Annotated in this window: 6 protein-coding genes, 1 tRNA gene, 2 rRNA genes and 1 pseudogene; 2 read left to right on the top strand and 8 right to left on the bottom strand. The window is 66.6% G+C overall.

Annotation, left to right across the window (positions count from 1 at the left end; translation table 11 throughout):
- Positions 1 to 47: 47 nt before the first annotated feature.
- From JIX55_RS36555 to JIX55_RS36540, 4 genes are all read right to left on the bottom strand, one after another.
- Positions 48 to 911: a helix-turn-helix domain-containing protein gene (locus tag JIX55_RS36555; protein WP_257567490.1), complete on the bottom strand. Its 864-nt coding sequence runs from the start codon at positions 909 to 911 to the stop codon at positions 48 to 50.
- A 324-nt stretch (positions 912 to 1,235) separates the two neighbouring features.
- Positions 1,236 to 3,971, bottom strand: a complete 2,736-nt coding sequence (locus JIX55_RS36550; protein ID WP_257567489.1) for an FtsK/SpoIIIE family DNA translocase — start codon at positions 3,969 to 3,971, stop codon at positions 1,236 to 1,238.
- A gap of 185 nt (positions 3,972 to 4,156) precedes the next feature.
- Positions 4,157 to 4,840 (bottom strand): response regulator, encoded by a 684-nt coding sequence (locus JIX55_RS36545; protein WP_055538482.1) that lies wholly within the window; start codon positions 4,838 to 4,840, stop codon positions 4,157 to 4,159.
- 297 nt (positions 4,841 to 5,137) lie between these two features.
- Complete coding sequence (locus JIX55_RS36540; protein WP_257567488.1) at positions 5,138 to 10,636, bottom strand: HAMP domain-containing protein; 5,499 nt, start codon at positions 10,634 to 10,636, stop codon at positions 5,138 to 5,140.
- A gap of 406 nt (positions 10,637 to 11,042) precedes the next feature.
- Between JIX55_RS36540 and JIX55_RS36535 the strand changes: the two genes are divergently transcribed.
- Complete coding sequence (locus JIX55_RS36535; RefSeq protein WP_257567487.1) at positions 11,043 to 13,787, top strand: SpoIIE family protein phosphatase; 2,745 nt, start codon at positions 11,043 to 11,045, stop codon at positions 13,785 to 13,787.
- 49 nt (positions 13,788 to 13,836) lie between these two features.
- On the opposite strand, the gene JIX55_RS36530 is transcribed toward JIX55_RS36535, so the two are convergent.
- Positions 13,837 to 13,909, bottom strand: a tRNA-Thr gene (locus tag JIX55_RS36530).
- A 165-nt stretch (positions 13,910 to 14,074) separates the two neighbouring features.
- Between JIX55_RS36530 and JIX55_RS51565 the strand changes: the two are divergent.
- Positions 14,075 to 14,182 (top strand): annotated as a pseudogene (locus tag JIX55_RS51565) (transposase); the annotation flags it as partial.
- Between the two features lie 7 nt (positions 14,183 to 14,189).
- Here JIX55_RS51565 and JIX55_RS36525 read toward each other — a convergent pair.
- The 3 genes from JIX55_RS36525 to JIX55_RS36515 all read right to left on the bottom strand — a co-directional run bounded on the left by JIX55_RS36525 (position 14,190) and on the right by JIX55_RS36515 (position 18,294).
- Positions 14,190 to 14,852: a DegT/DnrJ/EryC1/StrS family aminotransferase gene (locus JIX55_RS36525; RefSeq protein ID WP_257569602.1), complete on the bottom strand. Its 663-nt coding sequence runs from the start codon at positions 14,850 to 14,852 to the stop codon at positions 14,190 to 14,192.
- Positions 14,853 to 14,966: 114 nt separating this feature from the next.
- A 5S ribosomal RNA gene (gene rrf, locus JIX55_RS36520) occupies positions 14,967 to 15,083 on the bottom strand.
- A gap of 88 nt (positions 15,084 to 15,171) precedes the next feature.
- A 23S ribosomal RNA gene (locus tag JIX55_RS36515) occupies positions 15,172 to 18,294 on the bottom strand.
- Between the last annotated feature and the right edge of the window lie 151 nt (positions 18,295 to 18,445).

The following is an 18,445-nucleotide window of genomic DNA, read 5'->3' as shown; positions in this document are numbered from 1 at the left end:
CGTTCGTTTCCCTTTGCGGTGCCTGTGCGTACCCCGGCGAGGTCCGCCTATCCGACCTCGGGGTCGCCCTTCGTGTACGTCAGGCGTTCGACCTGGCCGGGCTGGAAGTCGTCCTTGATCTTCTTGCCGTTGACGTAGAGCTGGATGGCCCCGGCGTCGCCGAGGACGAGATCGATCTTGGAGCTGTCCTGGAAGGTCTTGGTCTCGCCCTGCTTGAGGAGGCCGTCCCACAGGAGCTGGCCGTTGTGGTCCTTGGCTGAGATCCAACTGCGGCCGTCGGCGGCGCTGACCTGGACGGTCACCTTGTCGCGGGGCGCGGCCGCGATGGCGCTGTCGGTCGGGTCGGGCTTCGGGTCGGCGTCGGGCTTGTCGGCCTTGGGCGTGGGCGAGGCGGGCTTGCTGGTGGTCGGTGTGGAGCCCTCGGCGACCTGCGTACTGTCGCCGTCGTCGCCGCCGTTGAACGCGGTGAAGCCGACGAAGCCGATCACCGCGACGATCGCGGCGACCATGGCGGCGGTCCAGTTGGGGCCGCGCCGCTCGGGCCGGATGCGCTCCGCCTCGAACAGCGGGGCCGCCGGGGTCGGCGCGGGCCTCCCGCCGTGCGCCTCGTCGAACTGCGCGAGCAGCGGAACGGGATCGATGCGCACCGCGCGCGCGAGGGTGCGGAGGTGACCGCGCGCGTAGACGTCGCCACCACAGGGGGCGAAGTCGTCCTGCTCGATCGCGTGCACGATGGCGATGCGGACCCGGGTGGCGTTGCTGACGTCGTCGACGGTCAGCCCGGCCGCGATACGTGCCTGCTGGAGGGCACGGCCGATCGAGGGGCGTTCCGCCGAGCGTTCGTCACGGTCGTCTTCGAACGGACGCTCGTCTTCGGGGAAGTTGCCGTCAGGGGAGTTGCCGATGGACACGGGGGCGCCTTTCGAGCGTGTAGCCACCTGTGCTGGAGGTTCAGTCTAGGGGGGGTACGAAAGGGTGGGGCAACCGGGCGGTGGGACTTTGTACGCCATCAGAATGGCCGGTCATCCTGCTGGTGGTGAGGGTGGGGCAGGAGGCTTTCCCCTCCTCCAACTTGACGTACGCCGAAGGGAAACGGTTGCTCACCATTTCCTTACGGGTAGGTCACGTTCGAATACCCGGATGTCGAAATCCCATCCGCGTTCCGCCCGTCGGCCAACCGGATGTCACCGGTCGTGCGCCCCTGCTGGGCCCCTCCGCGATTCCTGCTGCGGCCCTTATCCCTCAGTCTCCCCCCGGATCACTGCCAGCACGCCGTCCAGTTCGTCGGGTTTCACAAGAACGTCACGTGCCTTGGAGCCCTCGCTCGGCCCCACGATGCCCCGGGACTCCATGAGGTCCATCAGCCGCCCGGCCTTGGCGAAGCCGACGCGGAGCTTGCGCTGGAGCATGGAGGTCGAGCCGAACTGGGTGGAGACGACGAGCTCGGCCGCCTGGCACAGCAGGTCGAGGTCGTCGCCGATCTCCTCGTCGATCTCCTTCTTCTGCTTGGTGCCCACGGTGACGTCGTCCCGGAAGACGGGCGCCATCTGGTCCTTGCAGTGCTGGACGATCGCCGCGACCTCGTCCTCGGTCACGAACGCGCCCTGCATACGGGTCGGCTTGTTCGCCCCCATCGGCAGGAAGAGCCCATCGCCCTTGCCGATGAGCTTCTCGGCACCGGGCTGGTCGAGGATGACGCGCGAGTCGGCGAGCGAGGAGGTGGCGAAGGCGAGACGCGAGGGCACGTTCGCCTTGATCAGACCGGTGACGACGTCCACGGACGGCCGCTGCGTGGCGAGCACCAGATGGATGCCGGCCGCGCGCGCGAGCTGCGTGATGCGCACGATCGCGTCTTCGACGTCCCGCGGCGCGACCATCATCAGGTCGGCCAGCTCGTCCACGATCACCAGCAGATACGGGTACGGCTGGAGCTCGCGCTCGCTGCCCTCGGGCAGCTTCACCTTGCCGTTCCTGATGGCCTCGTTGAAGTCGTCGATGTGCCGGTAGCCGAACGCCGCCAGGTCGTCGTAGCGCAGATCCATCTCACGCACGACCCACTGGAGCGCCTCGGCGGCCCGCTTGGGGTTGGTGATGATCGGCGTGATCAGGTGCGGGATGCCCTCGTACGCGGTCAGTTCGACGCGCTTGGGGTCGACGAGGACCATGCGGACGTCCTCGGGGGTCGCGCGGACCATGACCGAGGTGATCAGGCAGTTGATGCACGACGATTTGCCCGAGCCGGTCGCACCTGCGACGAGCACGTGCGGCATCTTCGCCAGATTGGCCATCACATAACCGCCCTCGACGTCCTTGCCGAGCGCGACCAGCATCGGGTGGTCGTCCTCGGCCGCGTCCGCGAGGCGCAGTACGTCACCGAGGTTGACCATCTCGCGGTCGGTGTTGGGGATCTCGATGCCGACGGCCGACTTACCGGGGATCGGGCTGATGATCCGCACGTCCGGGCTGGCGACGGCGTACGCGATGTTCTTGGTGAGCGCGGTGATCCGCTCGACCTTCACCGCCGGACCCAGCTCGACCTCGTAGCGCGTGACCGTCGGCCCGCGGGTGAAGCCGGTGACGGAGGCGTCGACCTTGAACTCGGAGAAGACGTTCGAGAGGGAGGCCACTATGGCGTCGTTGGCGGCGCTGCGCGTCTTGCCGGGGCCGCCCCGCTCCAGGAGGTCGAGCGAGGGCAGGGCGTAGGTGATGTCGCCGGAGAGCTGAAGCTGTTCAGCACGCGGCGGCAGCTCGCGGGGCGCGTCGGGGGCCTGTTTGGTGAGGTCCGGCACCAGGGCGTCCTGCCTGGCCCCCTTGGGCGGCTTGGCGGCCGGCGCTTCCTGCTGGGGCGGCTTGCTGCGCGCGGCCGGGACGGGGGTCGTCTCCTCGCGGTCCCCGACGCTGACGCCCTGGGTGAGGTCGGCGACCACCGGCGAGGGCGGCATCCCGTGCAGCACGGCCCCGTCGAGCGCGGCAGCGGCGGCCGCGGCGACGTCCACCGCGTCCATCGGCCGGTCCGGGTCGGGCTGCCGTACGGCGGAGCGCCTGGGGCGGCGCCGGGAGAGGGCCTCCTGCTCGGCGCCGTCGGGGTCGTACGACTCGGGGGCGGAGCCACGCCTGCGGCGGCGCGGGGGCGGCGCATCGCGCCACTGCTCGTCGTAGCGCGCGCCGTCCTCGTCGTACTCGTCGTCGTCCTCGTCGTCCGCGACGATGCCCAGCTTCCGCCCGAGGAGCCGCAGCCGCTGCGGAATCGCGTTCACCGGCGTCGCGGTGACCACGAGCAGCCCGAAGACCGTGAGCAGCACGAGCATCGCCACGGCGAGGGCCTCGCCCATGGTGTACGTCAGCGGGGTGGCCGTGCTCCAGCCGATGAGCCCCCCGGCGTCCCTTATCGCCTGCATGCCGGCGCTGCGGGCGGGCGCCCCGCACGCGATGTGGACCTGGCCGAGGACGCCGAGGACGAGCGCGGAGAGGCCAATGACGATGCGGCCGTTGGCGTCGGGCTTCTCGGGGTGCCGGATGAACCGTACGGCGATGACCGCGAGCAGTACCGGCACGAGCAGGTCGAGCCGGCCGAAGGCGCCGGTCACGAGCATCTCGACGAGATCGCCGACCGGGCCGCGCAGGTTGGACCAGGTGCCGGCGGCGACGATCAGGGCGAGGGCGAGCAGCAGCAGCGCGACACCGTCCTTGCGGTGCGCCGGGTCGAGATTCTTCGCGCCCTGCCCTATGCCGCGGAAGACGGCGCCGACGGCGTGTGCGGCACCGAGCCAGACGGCGCGTACGAGCCTGTACACGCCTCCGGTCGGATTGGGCGCCGGCTTCGGAGGGGCCGTCTTCTTCGCCGTCGCCTTCTTGGCGGGTGCCTTTTTGGCGGCGGCTTTCTTCGCGGGGGCCTTCTTCGCCGGAGCCTTCGTCGGAGCGGCCGCCTTCTTCGCGGGCGGCTTCTTCGCTGCGGACTGACGTGAGGCCATGAGTGTGAGGTTACCGGTGGAGGCCACAGCCGACACGTGTGCCTACTGCTTCACCCGTTCGTGTCGCGTACGTGAAGGCCCGAAGCTGACACGGCCTGACAGGCCCTCAGCCCGGCCGACCTTGGTCACAACTGGGCGCGGGCCCGGACCACTTGGGTGGCCCCGGCCCGCGCTCAGGAACGTACTCAGTTCTGCGACGGCACCGAGGCAGGTCCGCCCGTGCCCGGCTCCAACGCGTCCAGCGCCCTGCGCAGGCCCGTGAGTTTGCGTTCGAGATGGGCCGCTGTGGCCACCGCGGCGGCGTCCGCGGAGTCGTCGTCGAGCTGCTTGGACAGCGCTTCGGCCTGCTCCTCGACGGCCGCGAGCCGCGCGGAGAGTTCGGCGAGAATGCCGCCGGAGGGCTCCTTGGAGCCGCCCGCCGCACCCTTTCCGCCGCCCTCCAACTGAAGCCGCAGCAGCGCCGCCTGCTCCCTGAGCTGGCAGTTCTTCATGTACAGCTCGACGAAGACGGAGACCTTGGCACGCAGCACCCAAGGGTCGAACGGCTTCGAGATGTAGTCGACCGCACCCGCCGCGTACCCACGGAACGTGTGGTGCGGGCCGTGGTTGATGGCGGTGAGAAAAATGATCGGGATGTCCCGGGTCCGTTCGCGCCGCTTAATGTGCGCGGCCGTTTCGAAACCATCCATTCCCGGCATCTGGACGTCCAGCAGAATGACCGCGAAGTCGTCCGTCAACAGCGCCTTGAGCGCTTCCTCCCCGGACGATGCCCGCACCAGTGTCTGATCGAGCGCGGAGAGAATGGCCTCCAGCGCCAACAGATTCTCCGGCCGGTCATCGACCAGGAGGATCTTGGCCTTCTGCACCATGGCCCGCCCTCCTCGCCCCGGCTTGGGGCCTCCCCTGTCCGCAGGACTCGACGTGACACCACTCGGCGTCACCCCAGGGGACGACTCCCTCGCGCCACCCGTCCTTGTGCCGGTCATCGTAGCCGCACCCCGCCCGTCGCCACACCCTGTCACCATGATGTCACTGTGCTCGTAGCAGAAACGCAGCAGGGGACCAGAAGGTTCCCCGAATCCCGCGTTTCTACACGGCCGCGGCCACAGTCAGTCAGCAAGTCCGCGCGCCCCTCAACGGGTTGCGACCGCCTGCCGCGCCCCCTGTCACTCACTCCGCATCCACTGCTCCATGACCGACAGCAGATGATCCGGATCGACCGGCTTCGTCACATAGTCGGAGGCTCCCGAGTCGATCGCCTTCTCCCTGTCGCCCTTCATCGCCTTGGCTGTCAACGCGATGATCGGCAGTCCGGCGAACTGGGGCATCCGGCGAATGGCCGTGGTCGTCGCATACCCGTCCATCTCGGGCATCATGATGTCCATCAGAACGACCGTCACATCGTCGTGCTGCTCCAGGACCTCGATGCCCTCACGGCCGTTCTCGGCGTACAGCACGGACAGGCCGTGCTGCTCCAGGACGCTGGTGAGCGCGAAGACGTTGCGGATGTCGTCGTCGACGATGAGCACCTTCTCGCCGTCGAACCGGACCGTCCGGCGCGACTGCGCCGCCGCCTCCTGGGCGGCCTGCTGCGCCCAGTGTTCCTGTGCCTGCCCATTGCCCTGACCGGGCAGGGCGGACGGAGAACCCGCCGACACGCCCCTGCGGCGCCGCCTGAAGAGCGCGGCGGCCCCGTTCTGGGTCTCGCGGTACGACTTCACCTCGGCCGGCGTCTCGGTGCGCTCGGCCAACTCGTCCTCCGAGGCCAGCAACTCCCCGGCCCCCAGCGCGGCGGACGCGTTGTGCGCGTAGCCCTGGGGCGGCAGTTCGCTCGGGTGCAGCGGCAAATACAGGGTGAAGGTGGAGCCGCGTCCCGGCTCGCTCTGCGCGTGGATCTCGCCGCCCAGCAGCCGGGCGATCTCCCGCGAGATGGACAACCCCAGACCCGTACCGCCGTACTTGCGGCTCGTGGTGCCGTCCGCCTGCTTGAACGCCTCGAAGATGACCCGCATCTTGCTGGCCGCGATACCGATGCCCGTGTCCGTCACCGAGAACGCGATCATGTCGGCGTCCGCGTCCCGCAGCGAGCCCGCCTCCAGCAACTGCTCCCTGATGGCCACCGGCACATCCGCGCGGGCCGGCCGGATGACCAGCTCGACGGCCCCGGAATCGGTGAACTTCACCGCGTTGGACAACAGGTTCCGCAGCACCTGCAATAGTCGCTGTTCGTCCGTGTGCAGCGTGGCGGGCAGCTCCGGCGAGACCCGTACGGAGAAGTCGAGGCCCTTCTCCGCGGTCAGCGGCCGGAAGGTGGCCTCCACGTAGTCGACGAGCTGGACGAGCGCGATGCGGGTCGGCGAGACGTCCATCTTGCCCGCCTCGACCTTCGACAGGTCCAGGATGTCGTTGATCAGCTGGAGCAGGTCCGAGCCCGCTCCGTGGATCGTCTCGGCGAACTCGACCTGCTTGGGCGTCAGGTTCGACTCGGCGTTGTCGGCGAGCAGCTTGGCGAGGATCAGCAGCGAGTTGAGCGGGGTGCGCAGCTCGTGCGACATGTTCGCGAGGAACTCGCTCTTGTAGCGCATGGACACCGCGAGCTGCTCGGCGCGCTCCTCCAAGACCTGCCGCGCCTCCTCGATCTCGGTGTTCTTGACCTCGATGTCGCGGTTCTGCCGGGCCAGCAGCTCGGCCTTCTCCTCCAGTTCGGCGTTGGACGCCTGGAGGGCCTTCTGCCGGTTCTCCAACTCGTCGGACCGCTCACGCAGTTGCTCGGTCAGCTCCTGCGACTGCTTCAGCAGCACCTCGGTCTTGGTGTTGACGGAGATGGTGTTGACGCTCGTCGCGATCATCTCCGCGATCTGGTTCAGGAAGTCCTTCTGGATCTGCGTGAACGGCGTGAACGACGCCAGCTCGATGACACCGAGCACTGTCCCCTCGAAGAGCACCGGAAGCACGATGACCTGCGCCGGGGGCGCCTCGCCGAGCCCGGAGGAGATCTTCAGATAGCCGCTCGGCGCGTTCTCCACGAGGATCGTGCGCTTCTCCTGAGCGGCCGTCCCGACCAGCGCCTCGCCCGGCCGGAACGACGTCGGCATCGAGCCCATGGAGTAGCCGTACGAGCCGAGCATGCGCAGCTCGTACTGCTCCTCGTCATCCGGGGCCAGGTCCTTGCCGTCGAGGAACGGCAGCGCCAGGAAGAACGCACCGTGCTGCGCGGACACCACCGGCGTCAGCTCGCTCATGATCAGCGAGGCCACGTCGTCGAGATCCCGGCGACCCTGCATCAGGGCGGAGATCCGGGCGAGATTGCCCTTGAGCCAGTCCTGCTCCTGGTTGGCGATCGTGGTGTCGCGCAGGTTGGCGATCATCTTGTTGATGTAGTCCTGCAGCTCCTTGATCTCGCCGGACGCGTCGACGTCGATCTTGAGGTTCAGGTCACCCCGGGTCACCGCGGTGGCCACGCGCGCGATGGCGCGCACCTGCCGGGTCAGGTTCCCGGCCATCTCGTTCACCGACTCGGTGAGGTCCCGCCAGGTGCCGTCGACGTCCCGCACGCGCGCCAGACCGCCCAACTGCCCCTCGGTGCCCACCTCGCGGGCCACGCGGGTGACCTCCTCGGCGAAGGACGACAGCTGGTCGACCATCGTGTTGATCGTGGTCTTGAGTTCCAGGATCTCACCGCGCGCGTCGATGTCGATCTTCTTGGTCAGATCGCCCTTGGCGATGGCGGTCGTCACCATCGCGATGTTGCGGACCTGCCCGGTGAGGTTGGACGCCATCGAGTTCACGGACTCGGTGAGGTCCTTCCACGTACCCGCCACGCCCGGTACGTGCGCCTGGCCGCCCAGGATGCCGTCCGTGCCCACCTCACGGGCCACCTTGGTGACCTGGTCGGCGAACGAACTCAGCGTCTTCACCATGCTGTTGAAGGTGTCGGCGAGCTGCGCGACCTCGCCGCGCGCCTCGATCGTCACCGTACGGGTCAGGTCGCCGTTGGCGACGGCGGCCGCGACCTGGGAGATGTTCCGCACCTGCATGGTCAGGTTCTTGGCCATCAGGTTCACATTGCCGCTGAGGTCCTTCCAGATGCCGGTGACGCCCGGCACGTGCGCCTGGCCGCCGAGGATGCCCTCGGTGCCCACCTCACGGGCCACCCGGGTCACCTGCTCGGCGAAGGACGACAGCTGATCCACCATCGTGTTGACGGTGGTGACGAGTTCGAGGATCTCGCCCTTCGCGTCGACGGTGATCTTCTTCGACAGATCGCCCTTGGCGACCGCGGTCGTGACCTCAGCGATCTGGCGCACCTGGATCGTCAGGTTGTTCGCCATGAAGTTCACCGACTGCGTGAGGTCCTTCCAGGTGCCGGAGACGCCCTGCACCTCGGCCTGACCGCCGAGCTGGCCCTCCGTGCCCACCTCACGGGCGACCCTGGTGACCTCCTCCGCGAACGACGACAGCTGGTCCACCATCGTGTTCAGCGTGTTCTTCAGCTCCAGGATCTCGCCGCGCGCGTCCACGGTGATCTTCTGGGAGAGGTCACCGCGGGCCACCGCCGTGGCGACCTGCGCGATGTTGCGGACCTGGTCGGTCAGATTGCCGGCCATGCCGTTCACGGACTCGGTGAGGTCGTGCCACACACCGGCGACACCGGGCACCCGCGCCTGTCCGCCCAGCCGTCCTTCCGTACCCACTTCACGGGCGACCCGGGTCACCTGGTCGGCGAAGGACGACAGCTGATCCACCATCGTGTTGATGGTGTTCTTCAGCTCCAGGATCTCGCCGCGCGCGTCGACGTCGATCTTCTGGGAGAGGTCACCGCGCGCCACAGCCGTCGTCACCTGCGCGATGTTGCGCACCTGAGAGGTGAGGTTGCCCGCCATCGAGTTGACGGAGTCGGTCAGTTCCTTCCACGTACCCGATACGCCGTCCACGCGGGCCTGACCGCCGAGACGGCCCTCCGTGCCCACGTCCCGAGCCATCCGGGTCACCTGGTCGGCGAAGCTCGACAGCTGGTCCACCATCGTGTTGACGGTGTTCTTCATTTCGAGCATCTCGCCCGCGACATCGACGGTGACCTTCTGCGAGAGGTCGCCGTTGGCCACGGCCGTGGTCACCGCCGCGATGTTCCTCACCTGTCCGGTGAGGTTCCGGAACGCCGTGTTGACGGAGTCCGTCAGGTCCTTCCACGTACCGGCCGCGCCCGGCACCTTCGCCTGACCGCCCAGCCGTCCCTCGGCACCCACCTCGTTGGCCACCCGCGTGACCTCGGCGCCGAAGTAGGAGAGCTGGTCGACCATCCCGTTGACGGTGTTCTTCAGCTCCAGCATCTCGCCGGCCACGTCAACGGTGACCTTCTGCGAGAGGTCGCCGTTGGCCACGGCCGTGGTCACCGCCGCGATGTCCCGCACCTGAATCGTCAGGTTCCGGAAGACGGTGTTCACCGAATCGGTGAGGTCCTTCCACGTTCCCGCCGCGCCCGGCACCTGCGCCTGACCGCCGAGCCGCCCCTCGGCACCGACCTCGTTGGCCACCCGCGTGACCTCGTCGGCGAAGATCCGCAGCGTCTCGGTCATCTGGTTGATCGTCTCAGCGAGCTTCGCGACCTCACCGCGTGCGGGCACGGTCACCTTCTGAGACAGATCACCGTTGGCGACAGCGGTGGTGACCTGGGCGATCCCCCGCACCTGCGCGGTGAGATTGCCGGCCATGGTGTTCACCGAATCGGTGAGCTCCTTCCACACACCGGCCACACCCGGCACCTCGGCCTGACCGCCAAGCTGCCCTTCGGTGCCCACCTCACGGGCGACTCGCGTCACCTCGGAGGAGAACGCGGAGAGCTGGTCGACCATCGTGTTGACGGTCTCCTTCAGCTCCAGCATCTCGCCGGCCACATGAACCGTGACCTTCCGGGACAAGTCACCCTTCGCGACCGCGGTCGTCACCAGCGCGATGTCCCTCACCTGTGCGGTGAGCCGATACGCCATGGTGTTGACGGACTCCGTCAGGTCCTTCCACGAACCGGACATCCCGCGCACCTTGGCCTGCCCGCCCAGCTTGCCCTCGGTGCCCACCTCGCTGGCCACGCGCGTGACCTCATCGGTGAACGTCGACAGCTGGTCGACCAGATTGTTGACCGTGCGCCCGACCTTCAGGAACTCCCCGCGCAGCGGATGCCCCGTCCCGTCCGGCGCCTGCGTCCGCAGTTCCATACGCGGCGACAGATCACCCTCCGCGACGGCCGACAGCACCCGGCTGACCTCGGAAACAGGCCGTACGAGGTCGTCGACCAGCGCGTTCGACGCGTCGATCGCGGCGGCCCAGGACCCCTCGCTCGCCCCCGTCTCCAACCGCTCGGTGAGCTTTCCCTCACGCCCCACCATGCGCCGCACCCGCGACAACTCGCCGGTCAGATGCAGATTCCGGTCCGCCACCTCGTTGAACACTGCGGCGATCTCGGACATGACGCCGTCACCCGAGACGGTGAGCCGCTTGCGGAAGTTGCCGTCCCGCATCGCCTCCAGGGCCGTGAGCAGCCGCTTCAGAGCCGCCGTGTCCACGGTGGTGGTCCCATTGTGCGGTTTGCGTGATTTGCGCTGGTCGTTCAGGGACTGTCCGCCTTTCGCGCGCGCCTTAGTGCCCCGCGCCGCTGCGCCAGACTCCACTGTGTCCCTCCCGCAAGGGTCGACCGTTCCTGCTAGACGTACTTCGCCGTATTCGAACGCTTCGTACTGCTCACACTGCTCGTACCACTCGTACTACTTCGTACTCGGATACTTCTGCTCGGCAAACCGGGTGCCACTCCCCGGCGCACTCGGAAGGTACTCGGCCTTGCTCGACCTTCTTCTGAAAGCCTGCCCAGTGTTTCACCCCGGCTGAACCCGGCCATAACAGTTCGGCAGCTTCGCACACGGTCCGCACACCTCCGGACGGAAACACAGACGACCGGCATCCGCATGGACGGCGAAGGTAAGTAACCTTGCATGCGGCTGTCCAGCCATGCCGGTCCCGTCCGGCCTGGACGGTGGCGCACGAGCACGAGCGGGCAGGCATCGGAGGGGCGGCCGCACCATGACCACCGGACTGCATCCTGGGGAAGCCCCCCGGGACCCCAGGCCGACGGAGAACCAGCCTCTGCCGCGGCAGGAGGCCGGCCGCGGGTCCTCGCACGTCGAGAACCGGACAAGGAGTTCTGTGATCACCGCGCGCGCGGCCGCCAGTTTCGACCCCGTCTCGCGATCCGTCGCGACCGCCCGCTCGTTCGTCCGCGACACCCTGCAGGGCTGGGGGTTCGCCGACATCGTCGACGACGCCGTGGTCCTCACCAGCGAACTGGTCACCAACGCGGTCGTCCACGCGGGCACCTCCGCCGATGTCCTGTGTCTGCGGGCGGACGACGGCGTACGCATCGAGGTCGCCGACAGATACCCCGAGCGCGAGATCCCTCTCCAGGGCAGCCACATCAACATGGGCAGCCCCGACCGCGAGGGCGGCCGCGGCCTCCAGCTGTGCGCGGCGATGGCCTCCCGCTGGGGTGTCGAGTACACGTCCACGCACAAGCAGGTCTGGTTCCAACTCGACCTCCCCGACCGCCCGGTGGGCACGCGCACGGCGGGCCCGTCCCTCCCCGCCGACCTGCTTCCGCTCGCCGACGGCCGGGTCCGCGTCGCGGTCGTCCAGATCGACCGCTCGGGCGCGATCAGCGCCTGGAACGAGGACGCCGAGGAACTCTTCGGATACGCCGCCGACCAGGTCATCAGCAAGCCCCTCACCGACCTCGCCGCCTGGCCGCACACCCCCGGCACCAGCACCGGCGTCGCCGAGGCCCTCCAACTCTCCCGCTGGGAGGGCAGTTACGGCATCCGCGGCGCCAACGGCCGGGTGACGCCGGTCTACGCCTCCCACCTCCGGGTCCGCGACACGGACGGCGACCCCTCCACGGTGTGCCTGCTCGTACGGGACCACGAGCGCGCTGTTCTCCAGACCCCGATCCGTATGCCGTCCGGCGACGGCTCCGGTTCCGGCGAGGGCCAGGCCACGGACCCCTTCGAGGTCTTCATCGGTTCCCCCGCCCCGGACGACCTCGACGGCCTCCTCCAGCGCACGGTCGAGCGCGCCCGCGACATGCTTGACGGCGACTCCGCCTTCCTGCTTCTGGCCACCGACGACGAGACCGAGCTGGAGGTACGGGCCTCCACGGGCCTCCCGTCGGCCCGCCAGCGCTTCGCACGCGTCCCGGTGGAGGCCGGCCCCGGCCGCTACGGCTCGGCCCGCATGCCGGCCGTCCACGACGACCTCACGGCCGTCCCCGGCGCCGTACCCCTCCTCAACGGCACGGGTATGCGCTCGGTCGTCACCGTCCCGCTCAAGGTCGAGGGCCGCCTCACCGGCTCCCTGGGTGTCGCCGCCGAGGCCCAGGGCCGGTACTCCAACGAGGAGGCCCTGCGCCTCCAGTTCGCCGCCGACCGCATCGCCCTGGCCGTCGAGTCGGCCCGCCTGGGCGAGCTGGAACGCCTGCGCCGCGGGTCGTTGAGTTTCCTGGTGGAGGCCTCCGACCTCCTGGCGGGCACCCTGGACCGCGACCAGACCCTGGCCCTCATGGCCCAGATGACGATCCCGACCCTCGCCACCTGGTGCGCGGTCTACACGATCGCCGACCAGGCCTCGGACCCGTATCTCTCGTACGTCCTGCACGAGGACGAGGACCTCATCGACGGCCTCAAGGCCCTCCTTTCCAAGATCCGCCCGCCCGAGCCGATCCCGACCCCGGGCGCCCGCGTCTGGACGGCCCCCGCCGAGGCGGCACACCAGGCGGCCCTGCGCACCTCCATGCGCAGTCTGGGCCTCGGCGAACCCGCCACGGTGAGCTCGGGCATCGGCACCACGCTCGCGACGGCCTCGGCGGTGGGCGGCGAGACCGTCGTACTCCCGCTGGTCGCCCGCAACCGCGTCATCGGCATGCTGACCCTCGGCAAGCCCACGGACGAGCACTTCCGCCAGGAGATCCTGGAGTTGGCGGAGGACCTCTCCCGCCGGGCCGCCCTAGCCCTGGACAACGCCCGTCTGTACTCGGAGCGCATGGCCATCAGCCAGTCCCTTCAGCGCAGCCTCCTCCCGCCCGAACTCCCCCTGATCGACGGCGTGGAGGTCGAGGTCATCTACCGCGCGGCCGGCGAGGGCAACGAGGTCGGCGGCGACTTCTACGACCTGTTCCCCATCCGCGACGGCGCATACGGCTTCGCCATCGGCGACGTCTGCGGAACGGGCCCGGAAGCCGCCGCGGTCACCGGCCTGGCCCGCCACGCCCTGCGCCTCCTGGCCAGGGAGGGCTACGGCGGCCCAGCGGTCCTGGAGCGCCTCAACTCCGCGATCATCGACGAGGGCGCCCGCAGCCGCTTCCTGACGCTCCTGTACGGCGAGTTGTGGCCCCAGGAGGACGGCAGCGCCGTCCTGAAGGTCGTCTGCGCCGGCCACCCACTCCCGCTGCGCCTCCGCCAGGACGGCACGGTCGAGCCGGCCGCCGAACCGCAGGCCCTCCTCGGCGTCATGGAGGACCTGGAGCTGTACGAGCAGACGGTCACCCTCGACCCCGGCGACGTCCTCCTCTGTGTCACGGACGGCGTCACCGAACGCCGCGAAGGCACGCGCATGTTGGGCGACGACGGCCTCACCGAGGTCCTCACCACCTGCACGGGCCTCACTGCGGGCGCGGTCGCGGCCCGCGTCATGCGCGCGGTCGAACGCTTCGCCTCCGACGCTCCGTCCGACGACATGGCCATCCTGGCGATGCGCGTCCCGGGCCTCCAGACGGACTGACTCCGGATACGACAAAGGCCCCGCCCAATTGGGCGGGGCCTTTTGGCTGAGCCCCCAAACGGAATCGAACCGTTGACCTTCTCCTTACCATGGAGACGCTCTACCGACTGAGCTATAGGGGCCTGTCACCTTTTCGAGGTTTCCCTCGCGGCAACGAGATAGATCATACCCCGAATCGGCGACTGCTTCGAACCTCCCTGACCTGGAAGGGCAAACAGCGCACTTGCGAGCTCCACGCGCCCCCGAGTTCGCCCGCGCACCAGAACTAAACAAGTGGAGATCGCCTACACCTCGACCACCAGGGAAGCATGATCCGCCGCTACCTCATCTGGCGGAACAAGCACGCCGCCGACGAACGCTTCCGGGAGGTCATGAACAGGGCGAACGCTGTCTGATGCGGCACTAGAAAGCCGGCTGCAGCAGCCCGCCGAGCGTGTTGCAGGCGGACACGAGGCGCTGCAGCTCCCGCCGCGACATCCGGCCGCCGATGGGCAGCGCCAGGGTCTCGTCGGCGGCCCGCTCGGTCTCCGGCAGACACACGTCCCGCCGGAACCCGGGCATCCGGTGCACCGGCGTCTTCACCGGCACGCTGCACTCGACTCCCTTGGCCCGCACGGCCCGTGCGAAGGCGTCCCGGTCCGGCCGCCCATTACCGGGCACCCGCACGACGTACTGCTGGAACGTATGCCCGTCACACCCTTCAGGAGTCCGTACGCCCTTCAGCTTCGCGCTGAGATACGCGGCCCGCTGCCGACGCTCCCCCAGCTCGCTGTACGGCGTCTCCGACTCACCCTGCTCCAGCACCAACAGCCCATGCCGCTGCCCGACTTGATGCAGCGCCGCGATGTCGGCCGACCGACCGAAGCGGTGTACGACGACAACAGCCACCGTCCGCGACGTCACCGCGGCCTCGACACCCGAGGCATCCAGGCAGTACGTCGCCGGGTCTATGTCGGCGAACACCGGCACAGCCCCCGCCAGGCTCACCGCCTGAGCGACCTCCGGATTCCCGAACGCCGGCACGACCACCTCGTCACCGACGCCGACACCCGCGGCCCTGAGCATTCCAACGGTACCCATAGCGCGGATCCTGGTCGCGCAACGTGAACTCCAAGTAAAGCCCAACAAAAAAGAGCTGGTCCCTGAACCGAAGTTCGGGGACCAGCTCTCTCAATATTCGTTCGGCGGCGTCCTACTCTCCCACAGGGTCCCCCCTGCAGTACCATCGGCGCTGTAAGGCTTAGCTTCCGGGTTCGGAATGTAACCGGGCGTTTCCCTCACGCTATGACCACCGAAACACTATGAAACAATCAACCGCACCACGCTCCGTGGAGACGTGGGGTTGTTCGTGGTTTCAGAACCAACACAGTGGACGCGAGCAACTGAGGACAAGCCCTCGGCCTATTAGTACCAGTCAACTCCACCCCTTACAGGGCTTCCATATCTGGCCTATCAACCCAGTCGTCTACTGGGAGCCTTAACCCATCAAGTGGGTGGGAATACTCATCTCGAAGCAGGCTTCCCGCTTAGATGCTTTCAGCGGTTATCCCTCCCGAACGTAGCCAACCAGCCATGCCCTTGGCAGGACAACTGGCACACCAGAGGTTCGTCCGTCCCGGTCCTCTCGTACTAGGGACAGCCCTTCTCAATATTCCTGCGCGCGCAGCGGATAGGGACCGAACTGTCTCACGACGTTCTAAACCCAGCTCGCGTACCGCTTTAATGGGCGAACAGCCCAACCCTTGGGACCGACTCCAGCCCCAGGATGCGACGAGCCGACATCGAGGTGCCAAACCATCCCGTCGATATGGACTCTTGGGGAAGATCAGCCTGTTATCCCCGGGGTACCTTTTATCCGTTGAGCGACGGCGCTTCCACAAGCCACCGCCGGATCACTAGTCCCGACTTTCGTCCCTGCTCGACCCGTCGGTCTCACAGTCAAGCTCCCTTGTGCACTTACACTCACCACCTGATTGCCAACCAGGCTGAGGGAACCTTTGGGCGCCTCCGTTACTCTTTAGGAGGCAACCGCCCCAGTTAAACTACCCATCAGACACTGTCCCTGATCCGGATCACGGACCCAGGTTAGACATCCAGCACGACCAGACTGGTATTTCAACGACGACTCCACCTGAACTGGCGTCCAAGCTTCACAGTCTCCCAGCTATCCTACACAAGCCGAACCGAACACCAATATCAAACTGTAGTAAAGGTCCCGGGGTCTTTCCGTCCTGCTGCGCGAAACGAGCATCTTTACTCGTAGTGCAATTTCACCGGGCCTATGGTTGAGACAGTCGAGAAGTCGTTACGCCATTCGTGCAGGTCGGAACTTACCCGACAAGGAATTTCGCTACCTTAGGATGGTTATAGTTACCACCGCCGTTTACTGGCGCTTAAGTTCTCAGCTTCGCCACCCCGAAGAGTGACTAACCGGTCCCCTTAACGTTCCAGCACCGGGCAGGCGTCAGTCCGTATACATCGCCTTACGGCTTCGCACGGACCTGTGTTTTTAGTAAACAGTCGCTTCTCGCTGGTCTCTGCGGCCACCCCCAGCTCAGGAAGCAAGTCCCCTCACCAGTGATGGCCCCCCTTCTCCCGAAGTTACGGGGGCATTTTGCCGAGTTCCTTAACCATAGTTCACCCGAACGCCTCGGTATTCTCTACCTGACCACCTGAGTCGGTTTAGGGTACGGGCCGCCATAAAACTCGCTAGAGGCTTTTCTCGACAGCATAGGATCATCCACTTCACCACAATCGGCTCGGCATCAGGTCTCAGACACATGGCATGCGGATTTACCTACACACCGTCCTACACCCTTACCCCGGGACAACCACCGCCCGGGATGGACTACCTTCCTGCGTCACCCCATCACTCACCTACTACCACCTTGGATCAGCGGCTCCACCACTTTCCTTTCCCCGAAGGGTCCGGAACGGCTTCACGGCCTTAGCATTAATGGGTTCGATGTTTGACGCTTCACAGCGGGTACCGGAATATCAACCGGTTATCCATCGACTACGCCTGTCGGCCTCGCCTTAGGTCCCGACTTACCCTGGGCAGATCAGCTTGACCCAGGAACCCTTGGTCAATCGGCGCACACGTTTCTCACGTGTGTATCGCTACTCATGCCTGCATTCTCACTCGTCAACCGTCCACAACTCGCTTCCGCGGCTGCTTCACCCGGCAGACGACGCTCCCCTACCCATCCCAGCGGGCGTTGGCCCTACATGCTGGAATGACACGACTTCGGCGGTACGCTTGAGCCCCGCTACATTGTCGGCGCGGAATCACTAGACCAGTGAGCTATTACGCACTCTTTCAAGGGTGGCTGCTTCTAAGCCAACCTCCTGGTTGTCTGTGCGACTCCACATCCTTTCCCACTTAGCGTACGCTTAGGGGCCTTAGTCGATGCTCTGGGCTGTTTCCCTCTCGACCATGGAGCTTATCCCCCACAGTCTCACTGCCGCGCTCTCACTTACCGGCATTCGGAGTTTGGCTAAGGTCAGTAACCCGGTAGGGCCCATCGCCTATCCAGTGCTCTACCTCCGGCAAGAAACACACGACGCTGCACCTAAATGCATTTCGGGGAGAACCAGCTATCACGGAGTTTGATTGGCCTTTCACCCCTAACCACAGGTCATCCCCCAGGTTTTCAACCCTGGTGGGTTCGGTCCTCCACGAAGTCTTACCTCCGCTTCAACCTGCCCATGGCTAGATCACTCCGCTTCGGGTCTTGAGCGTGCTACTCAAACGCCCTGTTCGGACTCGCTTTCGCTACGGCTACCCCACCCGGGTTAACCTCGCAACACACCGCAAACTCGCAGGCTCATTCTTCAAAAGGCACGCAGTCACGACGTTGAGTACAAGTACTCAACGCGACGCTCCCACGGCTTGTAGGCACACGGTTTCAGGTACTATTTCACTCCGCTCCCGCGGTACTTTTCACCATTCCCTCACGGTACTATCCGCTATCGGTCACCAGGGAATATTTAGGCTTAGCGGGTGGTCCCGCCAGATTCACACGGGATTTCTCGGGCCCCGTGCTACTTGGGTGTCTCTCAAACGAGCCGTACAGATTTCAGCTACGGGGGTCTTACCCTCTACGCCGGACCTTTCGCATGTCCTTCGCCTACCTGTACGGTTTCTGACTCGCCTCACAGCCGGCAGACTGTGAAAGAGAGATCCCACAACCCCGTATACGCAACCCCTGCCGGGTCTCACACGCATACGGTTTGGCCTCATCCGGTTTCGCTCGCCACTACTCCCGGAATCACGGTTGTTTTCTCTTCCTGCGGGTACTGAGATGTTTCACTTCCCCGCGTTCCCTCCACTTGCCCTATGTGTTCAGGCAAGGGTGACAGCCCATGACGACTGCCGGGTTTCCCCATTCGGACACCCCCGGATCAAAGCCTGGTTGACGACTCCCCGGGGCCTATCGTGGCCTCCCACGTCCTTCATCGGTTCCTGGTGCCAAGGCATCCACCGTGCGCCCTTAAAAACTTGGCCACAGATGCTCGCGTCCACTGTGCAGTTCTCAAACAACGACCAACCACCCATCACCCCGAACCAACCGGTTCGAGTGCACTGGGGCCGGCAACTGAGGGGTTCATTCCCTCAGACACCCAACAGCGTGCCCGACCAGCTCCCACCCGAAGAT

It is taken from the genome of Streptomyces sp. DSM 40750, from assembly GCF_024612035.1.
Lineage (GTDB): Bacteria > Actinomycetota > Actinomycetes > Streptomycetales > Streptomycetaceae > Streptomyces.
The sequence above is the reverse complement of the archived record's forward strand: the minus strand, read 5'-3'. Positions and strand labels throughout refer to the sequence as shown.